Below are 18,719 nucleotides of genomic sequence, written 5' to 3' on the forward strand. Positions count from 1 at the left end.
AGTGTTGACGGACCAGGGTTATTTCGGCCTGGGGCTTTTGAGCTTGGCATCGGGCGCCGGCAAGCGGTTCGCCCGCAGCAGCCTGACGGCGCGTGCCACCGCCCGCGCCACATTGCGCACTTCCTCCTGCACGCCTGTGTCGCGGTCCAGCGCTTCGTGGCTCTGCGCATAGGTATCATAGTATCCAATATAGCGATCCAGGCGCGCCATCGAACCCGCGTCGAGCAATCCCATCCAGTCCAGCCAGTCGCTCAGCCCGCGGCGCAGGCTTTCCGTGCCGGCCACATCGCCGTGGACCACAAGCCCATACGCGCGCCCCGCCAGATGCTTGGGATAATCCCAGCCGGCCATTTCGATTGCCTTCGCCTTGGCGGCGTCCTTGCCGGATGTGGTCGTCAGGTCGGGGTTGCCGCCATCGGCGCAGACCAGGCGGTCTATCATCAGTTTCAGCACGCTGGGCGCCTGATACCAATACACCGGGGTCAGGATGATGACGGCGTGCGCCGCGGTCCATTTTTCGTAGATCTCCGCCATCCAGTCGCTGGTCTGGCGCTGGCCATGGTTGGGATAGCAGCTGCATGGCCAGTGGCATAAAGGCATCGCCGTGGAGACACAGGCCTTGCACGGATGGATATGCTTATCGTAGCCGGAGGTGAGCAGGCTCAGGTCGAGGAGGTCCACGTCCATGCCGTCGGCAAGCAGGACTTCCCTGGCCAATTGGGTCAAGCGGAAGGTTTTCGAGATTTCGCCCGGACAACTGCCGTCGTTGCGGGCGGCGCCGCAAATCAGCAGGACGCGCGACCGGGTGGCCGCGTCTTGCTGCGCCGCCCGGGCTTTGATCAGCCTGTCGCGGGTGGCCTTCCACTCCACGGACAAATCGTAGTCGGGATCGGCAAATTCGGGTCCGGCCTTTTGAGTCAGGGGCGATTTATGCCCATTGACATAGTTGGACCATGCAATCTCTTCCACTTGCGCCACGGCGTCCCTGGCGCTGTCGAACGCCGGATCGACGAACGAACGGGAAAAGGCCCGATGGAATTGGTCGCGGTCCAGCGGCTCGGGCGCCTGCCCCGTGCGCGGTTCTATCATATCGGCCTCCTTGGCTTGGACATCGGGGCGCTGCTCTGCGCCCTGCCGGCCGTGGCGGCAATTATTGTTCCCGCGCCCGGGATGCGCTGCCAGCGCTCCGGCGGATCAGTCGCGCGACAGCGGCTTGCCGTTGAAATCCACCGTGACCAGCTTGCCGTCCATTTGCCCCATGCCAGGCGAATTCGCCGGCATGCCCGGCGCGGCCGCCCCTTTTATCGACGGATCGGCGATCAGCTTGTTGACCGCCGCGGCGGGCACATGGCCTTCGATGACCTGCCCCGAAGCGTCGACGATGGCGGTGTGGCAGGATGCCAGTTCGCCGGGCACGCCCAGCCTGGCCTTGACCGCCGCCATATCGCGGGTCTTGACAGCGGCCACGGTAAAGCCGGATGCTTGCATATGCTGAACCCAGCCGGAGCAACAGCCGCAGTCGGGGTCCTGATAGACCGTGATCGATGCCGCGGCCGCCTGCGTGGCGGTCGCCGCCGCCAGAAGCGCAGCGCCAAACCAGATTGTCTTCGCCATGATATTTCCTTTGAGTCGAGAATTATGCCCAGCCGCCGCCGTGGCCCGCGGGGCAGCGAGACGGAATATAGACCTTCCCATGGCTGGAAAGTCAAGCGCCATGGCCGGAAATGCCCGGGCGCATGCCCGGCGCGCGCCGCCGGCACGCCCGCCGCTTGCGCCCACTTTTGCAGGATCGGGCAACAGAAAGACAGGATCGAGCATCGGGAATCGGCCAGGGAATCGCATACTGCAACAGGCGCACAGAAGCGCAACAACAGGAGTCAATAGCATGCGTTATAAAAAATTCGGACGTACCGGCCTATTCGTTTCGGAGCTCTGCCTTGGAACCATGACTTTCGGCGGCGGCGAAGGGATTTGGGGCCAGATCGGTGATCTGCAGCAGGCGCAGGCCGACCAGCTGATCGGCCACGCCCTGGACGCCGGTATCAACTTCATCGATACCGCCGACGTCTACTCGGACGGCCGCTCGGAAATCATTACGGGCCAGGCGCTCAGGAATCTGGGAGTCGCGCGCGAGAACGTGGTCGTCGCCACCAAAGTGTTTGGCGAGACCGGCGCCAAAGGCGTCAATTCGCGCGGCTTGTCCCGCTACCACATCATGGAGGGCGTCAAGGCCAGCCTTGCGCGCCTGCAACTGGACCATATCGATCTGTACCAGATCCATGGCTTCGACCCCGCCACGCCGATCGAAGCGGCGCTGCTCGCGCTCGACAGCCTGGTCCAGCAAGGCCATGTGCGCTACATCGGCGTATCCAACTGGGCCGCCTGGCAGATCATGAAAGCGCTGGGCATCTCGGAGCGCCTCGGGCTCGCGCGGTTCGAGTCGCTGCAGGCTTACTACACCATAGCCGGCCGCGATCTCGAACGCGAACTGATTCCGCTCCTGCAGAGCGAAGACGTCGGCCTGCTGGTCTGGAGCCCGCTCGCCGGCGGCCTGCTTAGCGGCAAGTACGGGCGCAATGTGCAGCCCGAAGAAGGCAGCCGCCGCAGCAAATTCGACTTTCCTCCGGTCAATGTGGAGCGGGCCTATGACTGCGTCGATGCGATGCGCGATATCGCCCAGGCCAAAAGCGTTTCCGTGGCGCAGATCGCGCTCGCCTGGCTGCTGCACCAGAAGACGGTGACCAGCGTGATCGTCGGCGCCAAGCGTGTCGAGCAGCTCCAGGACAATATCGGGGCGACGCAGGTCAGGCTGAACGACGAAGAACTCGCTACACTGGCCAAAGTCAGCGCGCTGCCGTCCGAATATCCGGGGTGGATGCTCGAGCGCCAGGGCGCGCCGCGGCGCGAGCAGATGGCGTAGCGCCCTCGAACTTCCGCCCCGGCGCTGGCGCCGGCATTCCAGGAGCGACCATGGTTCAATCCCCTACCCTGTTGCGCGGTACGCTCACCCGGGCGCAATTCCTGCGCTTGTGCGGTGGCCTTTCGGTCGCCGCCATGCTGCCGAAAACGGCCTGCGCCCTGTCCCCCGGGGCCGGGACGATGAACACGCGACCCATACCGTCGACGGGCGAAGCGCTGCCCGTGGTGGGCTGCGGGACCTACCGCGGTTTCGATCATGGCCCGGGCAGCGAGGAATATGCGCGGCTCCCGGGTGTGCTGGAATCGCTGCTCGACGCCGGCGGGAAGGTCGTCGATACGGCGGCCATTTATGGCCGCGCGGAGCGCAGCATCGGCGAGATCCTCGACGCGGGCAAGCTGCGCGGCCGGGTCTTCCTGGCGGGCAAGGTCTGGTCGTCCGGGCGCGAGGCCGGGCTGCGCCAGATGCGGCAGTCCATGCAAGACCTGCGCACGGACCGGCTGGACCTCATGCAAGTCCACAACCTGGTGGACTGGCGCACCCAGCTCTCCACCTTGCGGCTATGGCAGGCCGAGGGGCGCATCCGTTACATAGGCATTACGCATTACGAGAGTTCGGCGCACCGGGCCGTGGAGGCTGTCCTTCGCTCGGAGCCGGTCGATTTCCTGCAGATCAATTACTCCATGGACGAACCGGATGCGGCGGCGCGGCTGTTTCCGCTCGCCGCGGACCGGGGCGTCGCCGTCGTGGTCAACAGGCCTTTCGGCGGCGGCGGCCTGATGCGCCGGCTGCGCGGCCGGCCGCTGCCCGGCTGGGCCGGCGAGATCGGATGCTCGAGCTGGGCCCAGGTCCTGATCAAGTTCGTCCTGAGCCAGGCGGCGGTCAGCTGCGTCATCCCTGGCACGGGCAGTCCCGAACACATGCGCGACAACGCCGCCGCCGGCCGCGGCCCGCTTCCGGAAGCGGACTTCTGGCGGCAGCGCCAGGCCGAGGTCATGAGCTGATGCGCCGCGGCGCATTACCCCCTTTCCGGGTTCAGGTCCGGCTGGCCGACCAGGCGCCGCCCTGCCCGCTGGCGACGCGGCCTGTGATGGTCTTGCCGTTGACCGTTCCGGTATAGCGGGCGCCGTTGGCCGTGAAGGAAATGGTGTTGCCCTCCATGCGGGCCTCCGAAATGGCTTGCTCGCCCAAGGTGCCGCTGAGCATCTGGAAGCGCTGCGTCAGTCTAAGCTCCTGATTGCCGAGCTGCCATGAGCCTTCGACCTTCGCCGGTACTATCCACAAGAAGGCTGTGCACCAGTGTTGGCAATCCTTGCTCACGGACGTGGCGTCGTCGGGCTCCCAATCGCCCATTCTGAACGAATTGGAAACGACGCGGGTGCCGGGCTTGAGGTCGAGGATGCGCGGACGAAGCTTGGCGTTGATTTCGGGAAGCAGGAACATCGTGATGACTTGCGCCTCGGAGAGGTCGGTTTCGAACAGGTCCGCCGTCGCGAAGGTGGCGCGCTCGGCCAGGCCAGCCTGCTTGGCGTTCCTGCGGGCCAGGTCGGCCATATCCGGGTTGTATTCGATCCCGTGGGCCCTGAGGCCGCGCCGGGCCGCGGTGATGACGGTGCGGCCGTCGCCGGACCCCAGGTCGATCAGATAATCCTGCGGTGTCACCTTGGCGATGTCCAGCATTTTTTCGACCAGCGGCTGCGGCGTGGGCACCCAGATTACATCCTTGCCTTCCTGGCCTACGGCTGGCTCATACTCCGCCGCTGGCGCCATTCCTGGAAGGGCCATGACCAGGGCGAATGCCTGCGCCAGCAGCGCCCGGCCCAGTTTCCGGAGCCCATGGCCCATGTGCCCGGCATTTTCGCCCGGCCTTGCCGGCAGCCCTTGCGCCGCCGTAGGGAGAGAGATTTGCATGATGCTGCTCCTTTCAGGTTATTTGGCGCAGGCGGCCTGATTCCGGTTGCCGGCGCCTATCCCTTTACTGCATAATCGTACCGACAATTGGGGATGTTTGCCATACAAGAAGCAGACCGGGGAATTTCATTGACCACATTCGGGGGGGTTACTGGATGACCGCGAGCGCTCGCTGCCAGATTTTTTGCCGTGCCAGCAATTGCCATGCCTGCGGGCCGGCGTCATGAATACGGGCGCTACCGCCACCGTGAGCGCGCGCGCCGGCGCGCTCACGGTGCTCGACGGGGTGGCCGTATTGGTCGGCGTGGTCATAGGCATAGGCATATTCGGCTTCCCGCCGCTAGTCGCCCAATACACTGATTCCCCCCTGATCTACATGGCCTTGTGGGCGGCGGGCGGAGCGGTCATGCTGGTGGGCGCGCTATGCTACGCGGAACTGGGCTCGGCCTATCCCAATGCCGGCGGGGAATATCACTATCTGAGCCGCGCCTGGGGCTTGCGCACCGGCCTGCTGTTTGCCTGGGCGCGCGGCACGGTCATCCAGACCGGCGCCATTGCCGCCGTTGCCTTCATCTATGGCGACTACGCGCAGCAATTGTATGGGCTGGGTCCGCAAGGCGGCTCCATCCACGCCGCGCTCAGCGTCGTCCTGCTCACGGCGCTGAACATCGCCGGCACGCGCCAATCGAAATGGATGCAGTTGGCGTTCACGGCGCTGACCCTGGCGGCGCTGAGTTCCGTGGTGGTGGCCGGGCTATTGACCGACACCGGGCCCGCGCCGCTCGCGCCGGCCGCGGGCCTTGCGGCGGACGGCTGGGCGGGCGCGTGGGGCATGGGCATGGTTTTCGTGCTGCTGACCTATGGCGGCTGGAATGAAACCGCCTACCTGTCCGCCGAATTGCGCAATCCCGCGCGCGACCTGCGCCGGGTGCTGATCATCGGCACAGTGGTCGTGACCGGCGCCTATCTCCTGATCAATTTGGCGTTTCTCGAAATCTTCGGGCTGCAGGGCCTGCGCCAGAGCCAGGCTGTGGGGGCCGACGTATTGCGCCTGACGGCGGGGCCGTATGCTGCAACCGCGCTGAGCGTGCTGGTTTGCTGCACGGCCCTGAGCACCATCAACGGCACGATCATGACCGGGGCGCGCGTGTACTACGCCCTGGGGCGAGACCTGCCGCGCCTGCGCGCCCTGGGCGCTTGGAACGAACGCGGCCAGACCCCGGTGCGCGCCTTGCTGTTGCAAGGCGCCATCACCTTGGCCCTCATCATCTTCGGCGCGGTCGCCGACAACGGCGTACAGGCCATGGTGGCGTACACGGCGCCGGTATTCTGGCTGTTCATGATGCTGGTGGCGCTGTCCGTCTGGCGCCTGCGGCGCATCGATCCCGATCGACCGCGCCCGTTCAGGACTCCGGCCTACCCGTTCACCCCCGCCCTTTTCGCGCTGGTCTGCGCGGGCCTGGTGTGGTCCAGCACCCTCTATGCGGGAACCGGCGCGCTCGTGGGCCTGGGGGTGCTGGTTCTAGGCATGCCTGTCATCGCCCTGGCCAGGCGCGCGCCCGGCCGGCCCGGATGAGTCTCGGCGGCCGCGCTGCCGCTAGCCCAGCGCGGTATCCAGCAGCATCATCAGCACGAAGCCCAGTATCAAGCCTATGGTGGCGGCCGCTTCGTGGCCCTGGCGGTGGGACTCCGGAATGATCTCGTGGCTGATGACAAACAGCATGGCGCCCGCGGCGGCGGCCAGGCCCCACGGCAGCAGATAGGCCGAGATGCCGATTACCGCCACGCCGATGACGGCGGCCAGGGGTTCCACCATTCCCGACAGCACCGCCATGCCCGCCGAGAGACCGCGTCCGTACCCTATGCCCCTGAGCGCCAGGGCCACCACCATGCCTTCAGGCACATCCTGGATGGAAATCCCTATGGCCAATGCCTGCGCCGCCAGTGCGTCGGGCCCGGTGAATCCGACGCCGATGGCCAGCCCCTCGGGGAGATTGTGCAGGGAAATGGCCAGTACGAACAGCCAGACGCGCTTGAGCTTCTTGGCGTGCACGCCTTCTATGCCTTTCACGAAATGCTCATGGGGCATGACGCGGTCTATCAACAGCAAACCCATGGCGCCCAGCAGCACTCCGCAAGCCACGATGCCGCCCGCGCCCCATTCGCCGGCGCCCTGCGCTTTGGCCGCCGCCAGGGCCGGAATGATCAGGGAGAATGAGCTGGCCGCCAGCATCACGCCAGCGCCAAAGCCCAGCATGCTGTCCGAGGCCCGCTGCGAAAAACTCAATGACAGGAAGACCGGCACGGTGCCCAGCGCGGTCGCCAGGGCCGCCATGGAACCGCCCCATAGCGCTCCCGACATCTTGTGGTCGGGGTCGACCAGCGCGGTATACAAGGCGACGCATAACAAAATCGCGCCTATCGCCAGGATGGAAAAAGCCATCCAGTTGCGCAGTTTCGTGCGCTGCGCGCCGGATGGCGAGTTTTGCGCGGCGGTCGATAACGATTCTTCCATATGGCATCCATGAAAGGCCCGGGAACGGCCAGTGGCATTGCGATTCCCAGCATTATAGTTAAAGCTGGAAGCTCCACTAAAGCTTGAAGCCCCGGGGAAATCCTGGCCAGGAGACAGCAATCGACATACCCGCCAAATGAAGGACGCGGACCGGCCCCTCGCGTCATGCGCTCCAGACGAGGCGATTGAAGCGCCGGGATCGAAAGTTGCTTGGAGGACAGCTTTCCTGCCTTACCCGCGTCAAGGAAAACTCACGTGAAGATTTCGCTCAAGCCATTGAAGGAACAGCTCATCGTAATCACCGGCGCAAGCAGCGGGATAGGATTGGCGACGGCGCGCGAGGCCGCCCGGCGCGGCGCCCGCCTGCGCGGCCTTGCGCTGCGCGTCCAGGCACGGGAGCAAGGATTGAAACACCGACGTGGAATGGTCCCCCCGCGCAGGCGCGGGTACAAAAGTTGCTGAGGCGATTTCGATTATGACAATGACTTCCTTGCTAGCCGCCGAACAGCCATTGGCCACCTTGCCGCGCACCTTCATGCTGCGCCAGTACATGCGCGTGCGGGCCTACAGCCTGGAGCTGGCCGCGCCGCTCTCGGCGGAAGACCAATGTGTGCAGTCCATGCCCGATGCCAGCCCCACGAAATGGCATCTGGCCCATACCACCTGGTTCTTCGAAACCCTGCTGCTGGGCCCTCACGCGCCGGCCTACCGGCCTTTCAACGAGCGCTACGCCTATCTTTTCAATTCCTATTATGAAACGCTGGGGCCGCGCCACCCGCGCCCGCGGCGCGGGCTGCTGACCCGCCCCTCGCTGGAAGAGATCCATGCCTATCGCCACTATGTCGACGCCGCCATGGAGGACCTGATCGAAAATTGCGACGCCCGGCTGTGGCTGGAGCTGCGGCCATTGCTGCTGCTGGGCTTGAATCATGAGCAGCAGCACCAGGAACTGCTGCTGACCGATATCCTGCATGTCCTCAGCTGCAACCCGCTGCTGCCGGCATACCGCAAGGGCGACGACAAGGATTCGCTGTCGCCGTCCCTGGATGCGGCTCCCGGCCCGGTGTGGCTGGAATTTCCGGGCGCGGCGGCGGCTATAGGCAGCGACGCCCCCGGCGATGATGAATTCGCCTTCGACAATGAAACCCCGCGCCACGACGTGCTGCTGCAGCCGTATCAACTGGGCAGCCGGCTGGTGACCTGCGGCGAGTATGCCCAATTCATCGGCGATGGCGGCTACCGGCAGGCCGGCTTGTGGCTCTCGGATGGATGGGCGGCGGTGCAGGCGCAAGGCTGGCAAGCGCCGGCATACTGGGTGGCGGGCGGCGGCTCCGGCGCGGACGCCGCGGACTGGCAGGTATTCGGGCTGCAGGGCCTGCGCCCGCTGGCGCCGTCCGCCCCGGTGACCAACCTGAGTTTTTATGAAGCGGCCGCTTACGCCGAGTGGGCGGGAGCGCGCCTGCCGACCGAATTCGAATGGGAGGCCGCGGCCAGGGATCTGCGCATATCGCAGGCCACCGGCCATGCCTGGCAATGGACCCGCTCCTCATACGACCCCTACCCCGGCTATCATCCGCCGGCCGGCGCGGTAGGCGAATACAACGGCAAGTTCATGGTCGGCCAGCTCGTGCTGCGCGGCAGCAGCTTTGCGACGCCGCCCGGCCACACGCGGGTCACCTATCGAAATTTCTTTCCGCCTGGCGCGCGCTGGCAGTTTTCCGGCTTGCGGCTGGCCAAGGACAAGCCATGCTGACCCGTCAACAAACCCATCGTCCGGCCGCCCTGGTGAGCGTGCCGGCCAACAGGCCGCCGGCCGGCGATTTCGCCGCCGATATGCTTGCCGCGCTCGCGGCCCGGCCGCGCTGCCTGTCGCCCAAATATTTCTACGATGAAAAAGGCTCCGCGCTGTTCGACCAGATATGCCAATTGCCTGAATACTATCCGACGCGCGCCGAACTGGCGCTGCTGGCAGCGCACGCCGCCGAAATCGCCGGACAGATAGGGCCGGACGCCGAGATCGTCGAATTCGGCGCCGGTTCGCTGCGCAAGATACGGCTATTGCTCGATGCGCTGGACCACCCCGTGCGTTATGTGCCCCTCGATATTTCCGGCGCCCATCTGGCCGCCTCCGCCAAGGCGCTGCAGCGCGGCTATCCCGGCCTGTCGGTGTTGCCCGTGGTGGCCGACTACACTGCCGCGCTGCCCTTGCCGCAGAAGGCCGGGGGCGCGGCGCGCCGCGTCGGTTTTTTCCCGGGCTCGACCATAGGCAATTTGAGCCCCGCCGAAGCCCTGGCCTTCCTGAAGCAGGCAGGCCGCGCCTTGCGCGGCGGGGCCTTGCTGCTGGGCGTCGACCTGGTCAAGGACCCGTCTGTCTTGCATGCGGCCTACAACGACGCGCAAGGCGTCACGGCGGCCTTCAATCTGAACCTGCTCGGCCGCGCGAACCGCGAACTGGATGCGGATTTCGACGTCTCCGGCTTCGTTCACAGCGCCTTTTACAACGCGCCGCTGCAGCGCGTGGAAATGCATTTGATGAGCCGGCGCGCCCAGCGGCTGCGGGTCTGCGGACAGTCCTTTGCCTTTGCCGAAGGCGAGACGCTGCATACCGAGAATTCCTATAAATTCACCATGGGCGGTCTGCGCGAGCTGGCCGTCAAAGCCGGTTTCGAGCCGGGCCCCGCCTGGACCGACCCGCAAGGACAGTTCTGCCTGCACTGGCTGCAAGCGCCGGCTTGATGGGCCCGCTCCCGGGCGCGGCATGCCAGTTGCTCCGCGGACATGGCGGCAATCAACTCAGGGAGCAGACATGGACACCGTATCGGACTTTATTCTCAAGCGCTTATCTGAATGGGGGATAAAGCGGATATTCGCCTATCCGGGCGACGGCATCAACGGCTTGATCGGCGCTTTCGGCCGCAGCAAGGAGCCGCTCGAGTTCGTCCAGGTGCGGCATGAGGAAATGGCCGCCTTCATGGCTTGCGCCCATGCGAAATTCACCGGGCAGGTGGGGGTGTGCATGGCCACGTCCGGCCCGGGCGCGATCCATTTGCTCAACGGGCTGTATGACGCCAAGATGGATCACCAGCCGGTGGTCGCCATCGTCGGGCAGCAGGCGCGCGCCGCGATAGGCGGCGATTACCAGCAAGAGGTCGACCTTGCGAGCCTGTTCAAGGATGTGGCGGCCGATTTCGTGCATGTGGCGAGCAGCCCCGTCCAGGTCCGGCATTTGATAGACCGGGCCATGCGCATCGCGATGGAGCGGCGCACGGTCACCTGCGTCATTTTGCCCAATGATGTGCAGGATTTACCGGCCGTCGAAGCGCCGCCGCACGAGCATGGCACGGTGCACAGCGGCATCGGCTACACCGCGCATTCGCATGTCCCCGCGGAACATGGCCTGCGCAATGCCGCTGAAATCCTCAACAGCGGGGAACGGGTCGCGCTTCTCGTCGGCGCCGGCGCGCTGGGGGCCGAAGAGGAAATCCAGCAGGCGGCCGAACTGCTGGGCGCCGGCGTCGCCAAGGCTTTGCTGGGCAAGGCCGCCATCGCCGATGCGCTGCCCTATGTGACGGGCTCCATCGGCCTGCTGGGCACCCAGCCCAGCTGGGAGCTGATGAGCGGCTGCGACCGCCTGTTGATGGTGGGCACTTCCTTTCCCTATGCCGAGTTCCTGCCGGTCGAAGGACAGGCGCGGGCCGTGCAGATCGATCGCGACGGGCGCATGCTCAGCTTGCGCTACCCCATAGAGGTTGGACTGGTGGGCGACAGCAAGGCGACCTTGAAGGCCCTGCTGCCCTTGCTGACGCGCAAGAGCGACCGCGCCTGGCAGGAAAAAATAGCCAAGAGCGTGGCGCGCTGGTGGGACACCCTGGAAGCGCGGGCCATGGTCCAGGGCGAGCCGATCAATCCGCAGCGGGTCTTCTGGGAGCTGTCGCAGCGCTTGCCGGATCGCAGCATCATTGCCTGCGACTCGGGTTCCTCGGCCAACTGGTATGCGCGCGACTTGAAAATGCGCGAGGGCATGCTGGCCTCGGTGTCGGGCGGCCTGGCGTCGATGGGCTGCGCGGTGCCCTACGCCCTGGCAGGCAAGCTCGCCTTTCCCGATCGCCCCGTCTTCGCCCTGGTGGGCGATGGCGCCATGCAGATGAACGGCATCAATGAGCTCATCACCATCGCCAGCCGCTGGAAGGACTGGCCATCGCCGACCCTGGTCATCATGGTGCTGAACAACGGCGACCTGAACGAGGTGACCTGGGAACAGCGCGTGCTGGGCGGCGATCCGCGTTTTGACGCGTCCCAGCTGCTGCCGGCATTTCCCTACGCCGAATACGCCAAGCTGCTCGGCCTCGATGGCATAAAAATCACCGATCCCGACCACGTCGGCCCCGCCTGGGACGCCGCGATCAACGCGGACCGGCCGACGCTGCTCGAGATGGTGACGGACAAGGACGTGCCGCCCCTGCCCCCGCATATCGCCTTGAAGCAGGCCAAGGCCTATTTCCAGGCGATAAGCAAAGAGAAGGCCTCGGGCGGCGCCGTCTTGCGGGCGACCATCAAGCAATGGTGGGCGAGCTGAACCCGGCGGCGGCGCCTTCCGCGCCATTGCCATGGAAGGCGCCGGCATATCCTACAGGAGCGAGCATGATGACAGATGACAAGGGAAGCAGCCGCAAGGAGCGGATGGCGCGGGCCGAAGGGCTTTTGCGGGCCACGGCCAGCTATGGCGGCGCGGAGATCGAAGCCGCGCGGGGCGGGATCAAGCGCCAGCTGGAAGCGCTGCGCGGCCAGCGGGCGGGAGACAGGCTGTTGAGCGCGGCCTGCTGCAACCCCGCCGCCAGGACCGTGGATCGGTGCTTGCGTGAATATCCCTGGCAGGCGATAGGCATCGTCGCCGTGGCGGCCCTGGCCGCCGGAGCGTGCCTGGCGCGGCGGCCGCGGCGCTAGCGGCCTGCCTATGCCGGGCCCCTCGCCCGCCGCGTGCAGGCCGGCGCGGCCGGCCTGTTTCAGGCAGGCGCGTCAGGGCTGCGGTTGACGGCCTGCAGGAAGGCAAAGAAACGCCGTTCGTCGGCGTCCAGCCCGCGCGGCCCGGCAATGGGCGCCCGAGGCGCCAGCCCGCCGTCGAGGTAGGCGGCGATGATGGCCGGGTGAATATAGCAGTCACGGCATACCGCGGGTGTGTTGCCCAGCAGCCGCGCCGCCTCCTTGACGACGTCGTTGACGGTGCCGCGCGCGGGTTCGGCGCCGCCGCTCTGGCGGCGCTGCAACTGGCCGTATGCGAAGACCGATGCCGCCCAGGTCCGATAGTGCTTGGCGGTGAAATCCCCGCCTCCGGCTTCCTTCAGATAGTCATTGACGCAGCCGGAATCCACCCCGTGTACCGTGCCGTCGGGATCTTCGAACTGGAAGAGCTCATGGCCGGGGATTTCCATGCACCGTTTTATCACTGCGGCGATCCGGCGGTCGGTCACCGTGACGTCGTGCTGCACTCCGCCCTTGCCGCGGAACCGGAAACGCACCTGGCTGCCCGCAATCGAGGCGTGGCGCCGGCGCAGCGTTGTCAGGCCATAGGACTTGTTGGCTTTCGCATAGGCGCGGCTGCCGATCCGGATCAGGGTCGATTCGAGCAGCCGCACCACGACCGCCACGATTTTTTCATGCGTCATCACGCGGCTTTGCATGTCGCGCGCGACGCGGCGCCGTATGCGCGCAAGCGCATGCCCGAACTCCTCCAGTTGCTGGTATTTGTTGCTGTCGCGCACCGCCGTCCACTGTTGATGATAGCGATACTGCTTGCGCCCGCGTGCATCGCGCCCTGTCGCCTGGATGTGACCGCGCGGATCGGGGCATATCCATACGTCGCTATAGGCGGGCGGAATGGCCAGGGCGTCGATGCGGCTGATGGCCGCCGGGTCCTTGATCGGGCAACCCTTGGCGTCGAGATAGGCGAACCGCTGGCCCGATTTCCTGCGGGTGATGCCCGGGCCGTCGTCCGTCACGTAGATCAGGCCCTGCATGGGACCTGGCGTATCGGCTTCCTCGTCGTGTCTGCCCATAGCTGTGTGCATTCGCTGCCCGGGATCGGTGGTTGCCGATAGCTGCAAGCCGCATGCCCGCGCCGGCGGGCCCGGCCCGCCAGGGACTTCATGCCGTGGGCTTGATCCGCGTCGGCCCGCGGTTGAACACGGCGATGGCACGGCCCAGGCGCGCGGCCTGAGTGCGCAGCCCGTCGGAAGTATGAGCGGATTCGGCGACCATGGCGGCATTGTGCTGAGTTGCCTGCTCCAGCTGATTCACGGCGATGTTGATCTGCCCGATGCCGCTGGATTGCTCCGTCGACGCGAGGCTGATTTCATCGATGAAATTCGATACCCGCTGCGCCTGGCCGACAACATCGTGCATGACGGCCCCCGCCTTGTCGACCAGGGCGCGCGCCGTGTGGATCTGCCCTACGCTGGCGCCTATCAATTCCTTGATTTCCTGGGCGGACTGGGCGCTGCGCAGCGCCAGGCTGCGCACCTCGGCCGCCACCACGGCGAAGCCCCGCCCCTGCTCGCCCGCCCGGACGGCCTCGACGGCGGCGTTCAGGGCCAGGATATTGGTCTGGAAAGCGATGCTGTCGATGACCCCGATGATGTCGTAAATTTTATTGCTGGACGCCGTGATCGTCTCCATGGTGCCCACCACCTGGTTGACCACCGCGCTGCCCTCGCTTGCCGCCTGGCTGGCAGAGGCCGCCAGTTGCGCGGCCTGCAGCGCGGTCTGGGCGCTATTGTCGACGCTGGAGGTCAACTCTTCGAGCGAAGCCGCGGTCTGCACCAGATTGGCCGCGGCCTGGCCGGTGCGGGCATGCAGCTGGTCGTTGCCCCGCGCCACGTCCTGGCTGGCAAGCTGCACGCCGCAGGCCTGCTCGTCCACGTCGTCGACCAGGGCCTTGAGGTTCAACCCGGCCTGGTTCACGCCGCGCAGGATGGAACCGATTTCGTCGACGCGGTCCATGTGGATCTGCTGCCCCGGCTGCCCAGCGGCGAGCTCCTGCACTTGTTTCAATACAGTTTTCAGCGGGCGATTGATCTGGGCGTCCAGCCACAGCATCAGCAGGCCTGCCAGCGCCAACTGCGCGCCCGCCAGCGTCAGCGCCTGCGCAGACGGCAATTCCAGCATGGCGATCAGCCCCCACGACAGCGCGCAGGCGCCCAGCGCTCCGCCGAACAGGCGCGCCCGCAGCGACATCGTTTTCAGGCAGGACAAGCCGCGCAACCAGCCCGTGCGGACCAGCAGGCCCTGATGGAAGCCGCGCTTGCCCTGCCTGCCCTGGCGGAACTGCGCATACAGCGCCTCGGCGCTGGCGATTTCGTCGGCGTCGGGACGGGTGCGCACGGACAGATAGCCCACCAGCTCATGGTCGCGCACCACGGGAGTGACATTGGCCCGCACCCAATAGTGATCGCCATTCTTGCGGCGATTCTTGACCAGCGCCGTCCATGATTGCCCGCGCTGCAAGGTAAGCCACAAATCGGAGAAGGCTTGCGGCGGCATGTCGGGATGGCGCACCAGGTTGTGCGCCTTGCCGCGCAGTTCGTCGGGGCTGTACCCGCTGACCTCCACAAACGCGGAGTTGGCGTAGGTGATGCGGCCCTTGGTATCGGTCACCGACATCAAGGTGGTATCGGCGGGAAATACATACTCTTGCTGGGTTACCGGTAAGTTGAGGCGCATGTATAGCCTTTGTGAGCGGTTTTTTGTTTTTGGGACCGCTTATTCTGCGGTCGATGCCCAGCCAGTACAATATGATATCTGCACACGATATGACGCAGGTCAAGAAAGCCCTGCTAATCGGCGGCGAATACCCCCACAGTTCATCCGTATTTAAATCGGCCCGATGCTCGTACAATGGCCCGGAGATGCCGCAATTCGGGAGGCGGGCCGCCGTGCGCGGGCCTCCCCTTAAGCCGGCGGACTTGATGCCGATCAAGACTTATTGCCAATTCTTGTTATTAAATATCCAGCTGCGATATAGTCGTTCGTACATTTGAAGCATAGCCTTCCCATTACCGTTCTTGTCACCGGAGATTTATTATGTTTGCTAAAGTCGCTTTTGCCGCCGTGTTGTCCGTCATGAGCCTGCCCGTCCTGGCCGCCAATTGTGAAGCCACCATCGAAGGCAACGATGCCATGCAGTTCAACACCAAGGAAATAACCGTCGACAAAAGCTGCCCGAAGTTCACGGTGCACCTCAAGCACGTGGGCAAGCTGCCCAAAGCCGCCATGGGCCACAACTGGGTCTTGAGCAAGACCGCCGACAAGCAGGGCGTGGCCACCGACGGCATGACCGCCGGACTGGATAAAGACTATGTCAAGCCTGAAGATGCCCGCGTCATCGCCCATACCAAAGTGATAGGCGGCGGGGAATCCGACTCGGTGACGTTCGACACGTCCAAGCTCGCCGCCGGCGAAGCCTACTCCTTCTTCTGCTCCTTCCCCGGCCACTGGGCCATCATGACCGGCACCGTGAAGCTGGGCGGCTGATCCTCGCACTCCGCATGCCGCTCGGATTCGGGCCGCTTTTTATTGAGGCGGCCCGGCGGGAAAAAATACCCCCCCCACGCTTCACCGCTAGCGCGGCTCGCTGCCCCCAAGTTGGGGGCGCTTTTTGCCTTGGGGCGGCCCGGCGGGAAAAGATGCCCCCCACGCTTCACCGCTCGCGCGGTTCGCTGCCCCCCAAGTTGGGGGGCGCTTTTTGCCTTGGGGCGGCCCGGCGGCAAAAGATGCCCCCCACGCTTCACCGCTAGCGCGGTTCGCTGCCCCCCAAGTTGGGGGGCGCTTTTTGCCTTGGGGCGGCCCGGCGGCAAAAAAATACCCCCTCCCGGGCGATAAAAAAACGCCGGACCCGCCGGAAACATCTCGTTTCGTAGCGAGCGCGCGCCAGGTTCCGCATACCCTTCTTTCGTTATAAGCAAATCCTCGCTCCCTTGACTTGTGTCAATATGGCGGCGGCTGCACATGCGTAGCATGCATGCAAGTCAATCGAAGAAAGAGTAGTAGCATGGCCAGCCGCGCCCACGCAGATACCGGGCTCATTCGAGCAGTACAGTTTCTTATCATCATTTTCTTGCTGGCAGGCTTCTTGGTTGTTCAAGCCGCGCACGCCCAGCGTCTTCCCGAATTCCTCGACACCGTCAAGGCCGGCGACATCTTCCCCGGCGCCGACCGCCTCGGCCCGGCCGAGGGCAAGCCCATGGCCGCCCGGGCCTACGCCGGCGATCGCCAGCTGGGCTATGTCTACCTGACGACCGACATCGTCAATACCCGGGGCTATTCCAGCAAGCCTATCGATACCCTGGTGGCGATCGCCAACAGCGGCGAAATCGTCGGCGCGAAACTGGTCCAGCACCACGAGCCCATCGTGCTGATAGGCATCCCGCAAGCCAAGGTCGACCACTTCATCCAGGGCTATGTCGGCATGAATTTCGTCGACGCCCCGCCGCGCCACGGCTCGCCCACGCCGGTGGATATCGTCAGCGGCGCGACCGTCACCATGATGGTGATAGGCGACAGCATCACCCGTTCGGCCATAGGCGTGGCGCGCGCCTACGGCATAGGCAAGGCGCCGGACGGCGCCGCGCAAGCGGCTCCCGCGGCCAGCCGGGTGGTGGACCAGGCGCAGACCGAAGTCCAAAGCTGGGATGCCCTGCTCGCCAGCGGCGCGCTGCGCAATCTGCACCTGACCGTCAGCGCGGTCAACAAGGCGTTTGAAGAAACCGGCAGGCAAGGCGCCATCGACCATCCCGAACCGGGCGACCCCGACGATGACTTCGTCGACTTGTATGTCGCGCTGGTCAGCGTCCCCTCCATCGGGCGCAGCCTGCTGGGCGACGCCGAATGGAAGCTGCTGCGCGAACGGCTGCAGCCCGGGCAACAGGCGGTGCTGGTGGCCGGCAACGGCAGCTATTCCTTCAAAGGGTCGGGCTATGTGCGCGGCGGCATCTTCGACCGCATTGAAGTCATCCAGAACGAGAGCAGTTTTCGCTTCAGGGACCGCAATCATCAGCGGCTGGCCGACCTGGCCGCGCAAGGCGCGCCGGGCTTCAAGGAAATCGCCCTGTTCGTGGTGCCCGAGGACGCGGCGCTGGATCCCATCTCGCCGTGGCGGCTGCAGCTCATGGTGCAGCGCGTGATCAGCGTCAAGGACAAGGCCTTCGTCACCTTCGACCTCGATTACGAACTGCCACGCCAATACACCATGGCCGATCCCGCCGCCAGCGCGGCCCCCGCCCCGGCCTCTGCGCAGCAGGCGGCCGATGGCCCGCCGGCGGCCGCCCCGGGCGCCGACGCGGCCGCCGCGCAACAAGCCGAGTTCGACACCGCTCCTCCCATATGGAGGCAGATCTGGCGCGCCAAGACCGGGCAGATTTCCGCCGTGCTGGCCGCCCTGCTGCTGCTGGTGGGCGTGTTCTTCTTCCAGGATCAACTGACCAGCAGGCCGGTTTTCTATGACCGCTTCCGGCTCGCATTCCTGACCTTCACCCTGTTCTGGCTGGGCTGGTACGGGCAGGCGCAGTTGTCCGTGGTGAACGTGCTGACCTTCACTTCCGCCCTGCGCAGCGACTTCCGCTGGGAGTATTTCCTGATGGACCCCGTGGTGTTCATCCTGTGGTGCGCCACGGCGATATCCATGGTTTTCTGGAACCGCGGCGCATTCTGCGGCTGGCTGTGCCCGTTCGGCGCCCTGCAGGAGCTGACCAACCGCATAGCCAAGCGCCTGGGCGTCAAGCAGATCACCATTTCCTACATGGTGAACCAGCGCCTGTCCACGCTCAAATACGTCATCTTCCTGGTGCTGTTCGCCTTTTCCCTGTACGAACTGTCGCTCGCCGAGCAGCTGGCCGAAGTCGAGCCGTTCAAAACGGCGATCATCCTGCGCTTCATGCGGTATTGGCCTTTCGTGCTGTTTGCCGTGCTGCTGCTCCTGGCGGGCCTGTTCATCGAACGCTTTTTCTGCCGCTACCTTTGCCCCCTGGGCGCCGCCCTGGCCATTCCGGCGCGGCTGCGCGTCTTCAACTGGCTGCGCCGCTACCGCGAATGCGGCAACCCCTGTCAACGCTGCAATATCGAATGTCCTGTGCAGGCGATCAACCCCGAGGGCGACATCAACCCCAATGAATGCATCCAGTGCCTGCATTGCCAGATGCTGTATCACCACGAGCAGAAATGCCCGCACCTGATACAGAAGAACGCCAGGCGGCAGAAGCAGCACAAGGCGCCGCCGCCCAGCGCCATGCCAGGGGAAACCATAGTCCGATTCATTCCCGCAGCGCCGACCGTCAAGGAGCGGCAAATTGAAACCGAATCCTGATTCTGCCGGACGGTCTGCGGCTC

Annotated in this window: 15 protein-coding genes and 1 pseudogene; 10 read left to right on the forward strand and 6 right to left on the reverse strand. The window is 65.3% G+C overall.

From position 1 onward, the window contains the following. Positions 1-18: 18 nt before the first annotated feature. Positions 19-1,089, reverse strand: a complete 1,071-nt coding sequence (locus BUB23_RS11710) for a flavodoxin family protein (RefSeq protein WP_073103298.1) — start codon at positions 1,087-1,089, stop codon at positions 19-21. A 105-nt stretch (positions 1,090-1,194) separates the two neighbouring features. Then, on the reverse strand, positions 1,195-1,614 hold the full coding sequence (locus BUB23_RS11715; RefSeq protein ID WP_073103299.1) for a DUF411 domain-containing protein: 420 nt from the start codon (positions 1,612-1,614) through the stop codon (positions 1,195-1,197). A 271-nt stretch (positions 1,615-1,885) separates the two neighbouring features. Between BUB23_RS11715 and BUB23_RS11720 the strand changes: the two genes are divergently transcribed. Both BUB23_RS11720 and BUB23_RS11725 read left to right on the forward strand, forming a co-directional pair. After that, a complete protein-coding gene (locus BUB23_RS11720; RefSeq protein ID WP_073103300.1) occupies positions 1,886-2,920 on the forward strand; it encodes an aldo/keto reductase in 1,035 nt (344 codons plus the stop codon). Positions 2,921-2,970: 50 nt separating this feature from the next. Continuing rightward, positions 2,971-3,921, forward strand: a complete 951-nt coding sequence (locus BUB23_RS11725; RefSeq protein ID WP_073103301.1) for an aldo/keto reductase — start codon at positions 2,971-2,973, stop codon at positions 3,919-3,921. 31 nt (positions 3,922-3,952) lie between these two features. Here BUB23_RS11725 and BUB23_RS11730 read toward each other — a convergent pair whose 3' ends face one another. After that, complete coding sequence (locus BUB23_RS11730) at positions 3,953-4,828, reverse strand: SAM-dependent methyltransferase (protein WP_084135979.1); 876 nt, start codon at positions 4,826-4,828, stop codon at positions 3,953-3,955. A 223-nt stretch (positions 4,829-5,051) separates the two neighbouring features. Between BUB23_RS11730 and BUB23_RS11735 the strand changes: the two genes are divergently transcribed. Beyond that, positions 5,052-6,404: an APC family permease gene (locus BUB23_RS11735; protein ID WP_073103302.1), complete on the forward strand. Its 1,353-nt coding sequence runs from the start codon at positions 5,052-5,054 to the stop codon at positions 6,402-6,404. A gap of 21 nt (positions 6,405-6,425) precedes the next feature. On the opposite strand, the gene BUB23_RS11740 is transcribed toward BUB23_RS11735, so the two are convergent. Next, positions 6,426-7,271, reverse strand: coding sequence for a ZIP family metal transporter (locus tag BUB23_RS11740; RefSeq protein ID WP_425439542.1), 846 nt, complete (start codon positions 7,269-7,271; stop codon positions 6,426-6,428). A 327-nt stretch (positions 7,272-7,598) separates the two neighbouring features. Here BUB23_RS11740 and BUB23_RS27680 point away from each other — a divergent pair. The 5 genes and pseudogenes from BUB23_RS27680 to BUB23_RS11765 all read left to right on the forward strand — a co-directional run. After that, positions 7,599-7,709, forward strand: a pseudogene (locus BUB23_RS27680) (SDR family oxidoreductase); the annotation flags it as partial. A gap of 115 nt (positions 7,710-7,824) precedes the next feature. Next, entirely contained in the window at positions 7,825-9,096 is a 1,272-nt protein-coding gene (gene egtB / locus BUB23_RS11750) for an ergothioneine biosynthesis protein EgtB (RefSeq protein ID WP_425439543.1), read from the forward strand. Beyond that, positions 9,090-10,079 carry an L-histidine N(alpha)-methyltransferase gene (gene egtD, locus BUB23_RS11755; RefSeq protein WP_073103305.1) on the forward strand — a complete coding sequence of 330 codons (990 nt, stop codon included), beginning with the start codon at positions 9,090-9,092 and terminating at the stop codon, positions 10,077-10,079. Before egtB ends, egtD begins: the two co-directional genes overlap by 7 nt. A gap of 70 nt (positions 10,080-10,149) precedes the next feature. Then, positions 10,150-11,919: a thiamine pyrophosphate-requiring protein gene (locus BUB23_RS11760; protein ID WP_073103306.1), complete on the forward strand. Its 1,770-nt coding sequence runs from the start codon at positions 10,150-10,152 to the stop codon at positions 11,917-11,919. A gap of 65 nt (positions 11,920-11,984) precedes the next feature. Then, complete coding sequence (locus BUB23_RS11765) at positions 11,985-12,287, forward strand: glycine zipper domain-containing protein (RefSeq protein ID WP_073103421.1); 303 nt, start codon at positions 11,985-11,987, stop codon at positions 12,285-12,287. A gap of 59 nt (positions 12,288-12,346) precedes the next feature. On the opposite strand, the gene BUB23_RS11770 is transcribed toward BUB23_RS11765, so the two are convergent. Both BUB23_RS11770 and BUB23_RS11775 read right to left on the reverse strand, forming a co-directional pair. Beyond that, positions 12,347-13,408, reverse strand: coding sequence for a DNA topoisomerase IB (locus tag BUB23_RS11770; protein ID WP_245801242.1), 1,062 nt, complete (start codon positions 13,406-13,408; stop codon positions 12,347-12,349). A gap of 76 nt (positions 13,409-13,484) precedes the next feature. Next, entirely contained in the window at positions 13,485-15,059 is a 1,575-nt protein-coding gene (locus tag BUB23_RS11775; RefSeq protein ID WP_073103307.1) for a methyl-accepting chemotaxis protein, read from the reverse strand. 360 nt (positions 15,060-15,419) lie between these two features. On the opposite strand from BUB23_RS11775, the gene azu reads away from it, so the two are divergent. Together azu and BUB23_RS11790 are read left to right on the forward strand one after the other, a co-directional pair. Further along, the gene (azu, locus tag BUB23_RS11785) at positions 15,420-15,869 is read left to right on the forward strand and encodes an azurin (protein WP_073103309.1); all 450 of its coding nucleotides are present in this window, start codon (positions 15,420-15,422) and stop codon (positions 15,867-15,869) included. 598 nt (positions 15,870-16,467) lie between these two features. Beyond that, positions 16,468-18,696 (forward strand): 4Fe-4S binding protein, encoded by a 2,229-nt coding sequence (locus BUB23_RS11790; protein WP_425439538.1) that lies wholly within the window; start codon positions 16,468-16,470, stop codon positions 18,694-18,696. Positions 18,697-18,719: the final 23 nt, after the last annotated feature.

The sequence above is a fragment of the Pollutimonas bauzanensis genome, assembly GCF_900129885.1.
Lineage (GTDB): Bacteria > Pseudomonadota > Gammaproteobacteria > Burkholderiales > Burkholderiaceae_B > Pollutimonas > Pollutimonas bauzanensis.

Coding starts and splice junctions, on each gene's coding strand:
- BUB23_RS11710 (WP_073103298.1), bottom strand. CDS start 1,089: ATGATAGAACCGCGCACGGGGCAGGCGCCCGAGCCGCTGGACCGCGAC.
- BUB23_RS11715 (WP_073103299.1), bottom strand. CDS start 1,614: ATGGCGAAGACAATCTGGTTTGGCGCTGCGCTTCTGGCGGCGGCGACC.
- BUB23_RS11720 (WP_073103300.1), top strand. CDS start 1,886: ATGCGTTATAAAAAATTCGGACGTACCGGCCTATTCGTTTCGGAGCTC.
- BUB23_RS11725 (WP_073103301.1), top strand. CDS start 2,971: ATGGTTCAATCCCCTACCCTGTTGCGCGGTACGCTCACCCGGGCGCAA.
- BUB23_RS11730 (WP_084135979.1), bottom strand. CDS start 4,828: ATGCAAATCTCTCTCCCTACGGCGGCGCAAGGGCTGCCGGCAAGGCCG.
- BUB23_RS11735 (WP_073103302.1), top strand. CDS start 5,052: ATGAATACGGGCGCTACCGCCACCGTGAGCGCGCGCGCCGGCGCGCTC.
- BUB23_RS11740 (WP_425439542.1), bottom strand. CDS start 7,271: ATGGCTTTTTCCATCCTGGCGATAGGCGCGATTTTGTTATGCGTCGCC.
- egtB (WP_425439543.1), top strand. CDS start 7,825: ATGACTTCCTTGCTAGCCGCCGAACAGCCATTGGCCACCTTGCCGCGC.
- egtD (WP_073103305.1), top strand. CDS start 9,090: ATGCTGACCCGTCAACAAACCCATCGTCCGGCCGCCCTGGTGAGCGTG.
- BUB23_RS11760 (WP_073103306.1), top strand. CDS start 10,150: ATGGACACCGTATCGGACTTTATTCTCAAGCGCTTATCTGAATGGGGG.
- BUB23_RS11765 (WP_073103421.1), top strand. CDS start 11,985: ATGATGACAGATGACAAGGGAAGCAGCCGCAAGGAGCGGATGGCGCGG.
- BUB23_RS11770 (WP_245801242.1), bottom strand. CDS start 13,408: ATGCACACAGCTATGGGCAGACACGACGAGGAAGCCGATACGCCAGGT.
- BUB23_RS11775 (WP_073103307.1), bottom strand. CDS start 15,059: ATGCGCCTCAACTTACCGGTAACCCAGCAAGAGTATGTATTTCCCGCC.
- azu (WP_073103309.1), top strand. CDS start 15,420: ATGTTTGCTAAAGTCGCTTTTGCCGCCGTGTTGTCCGTCATGAGCCTG.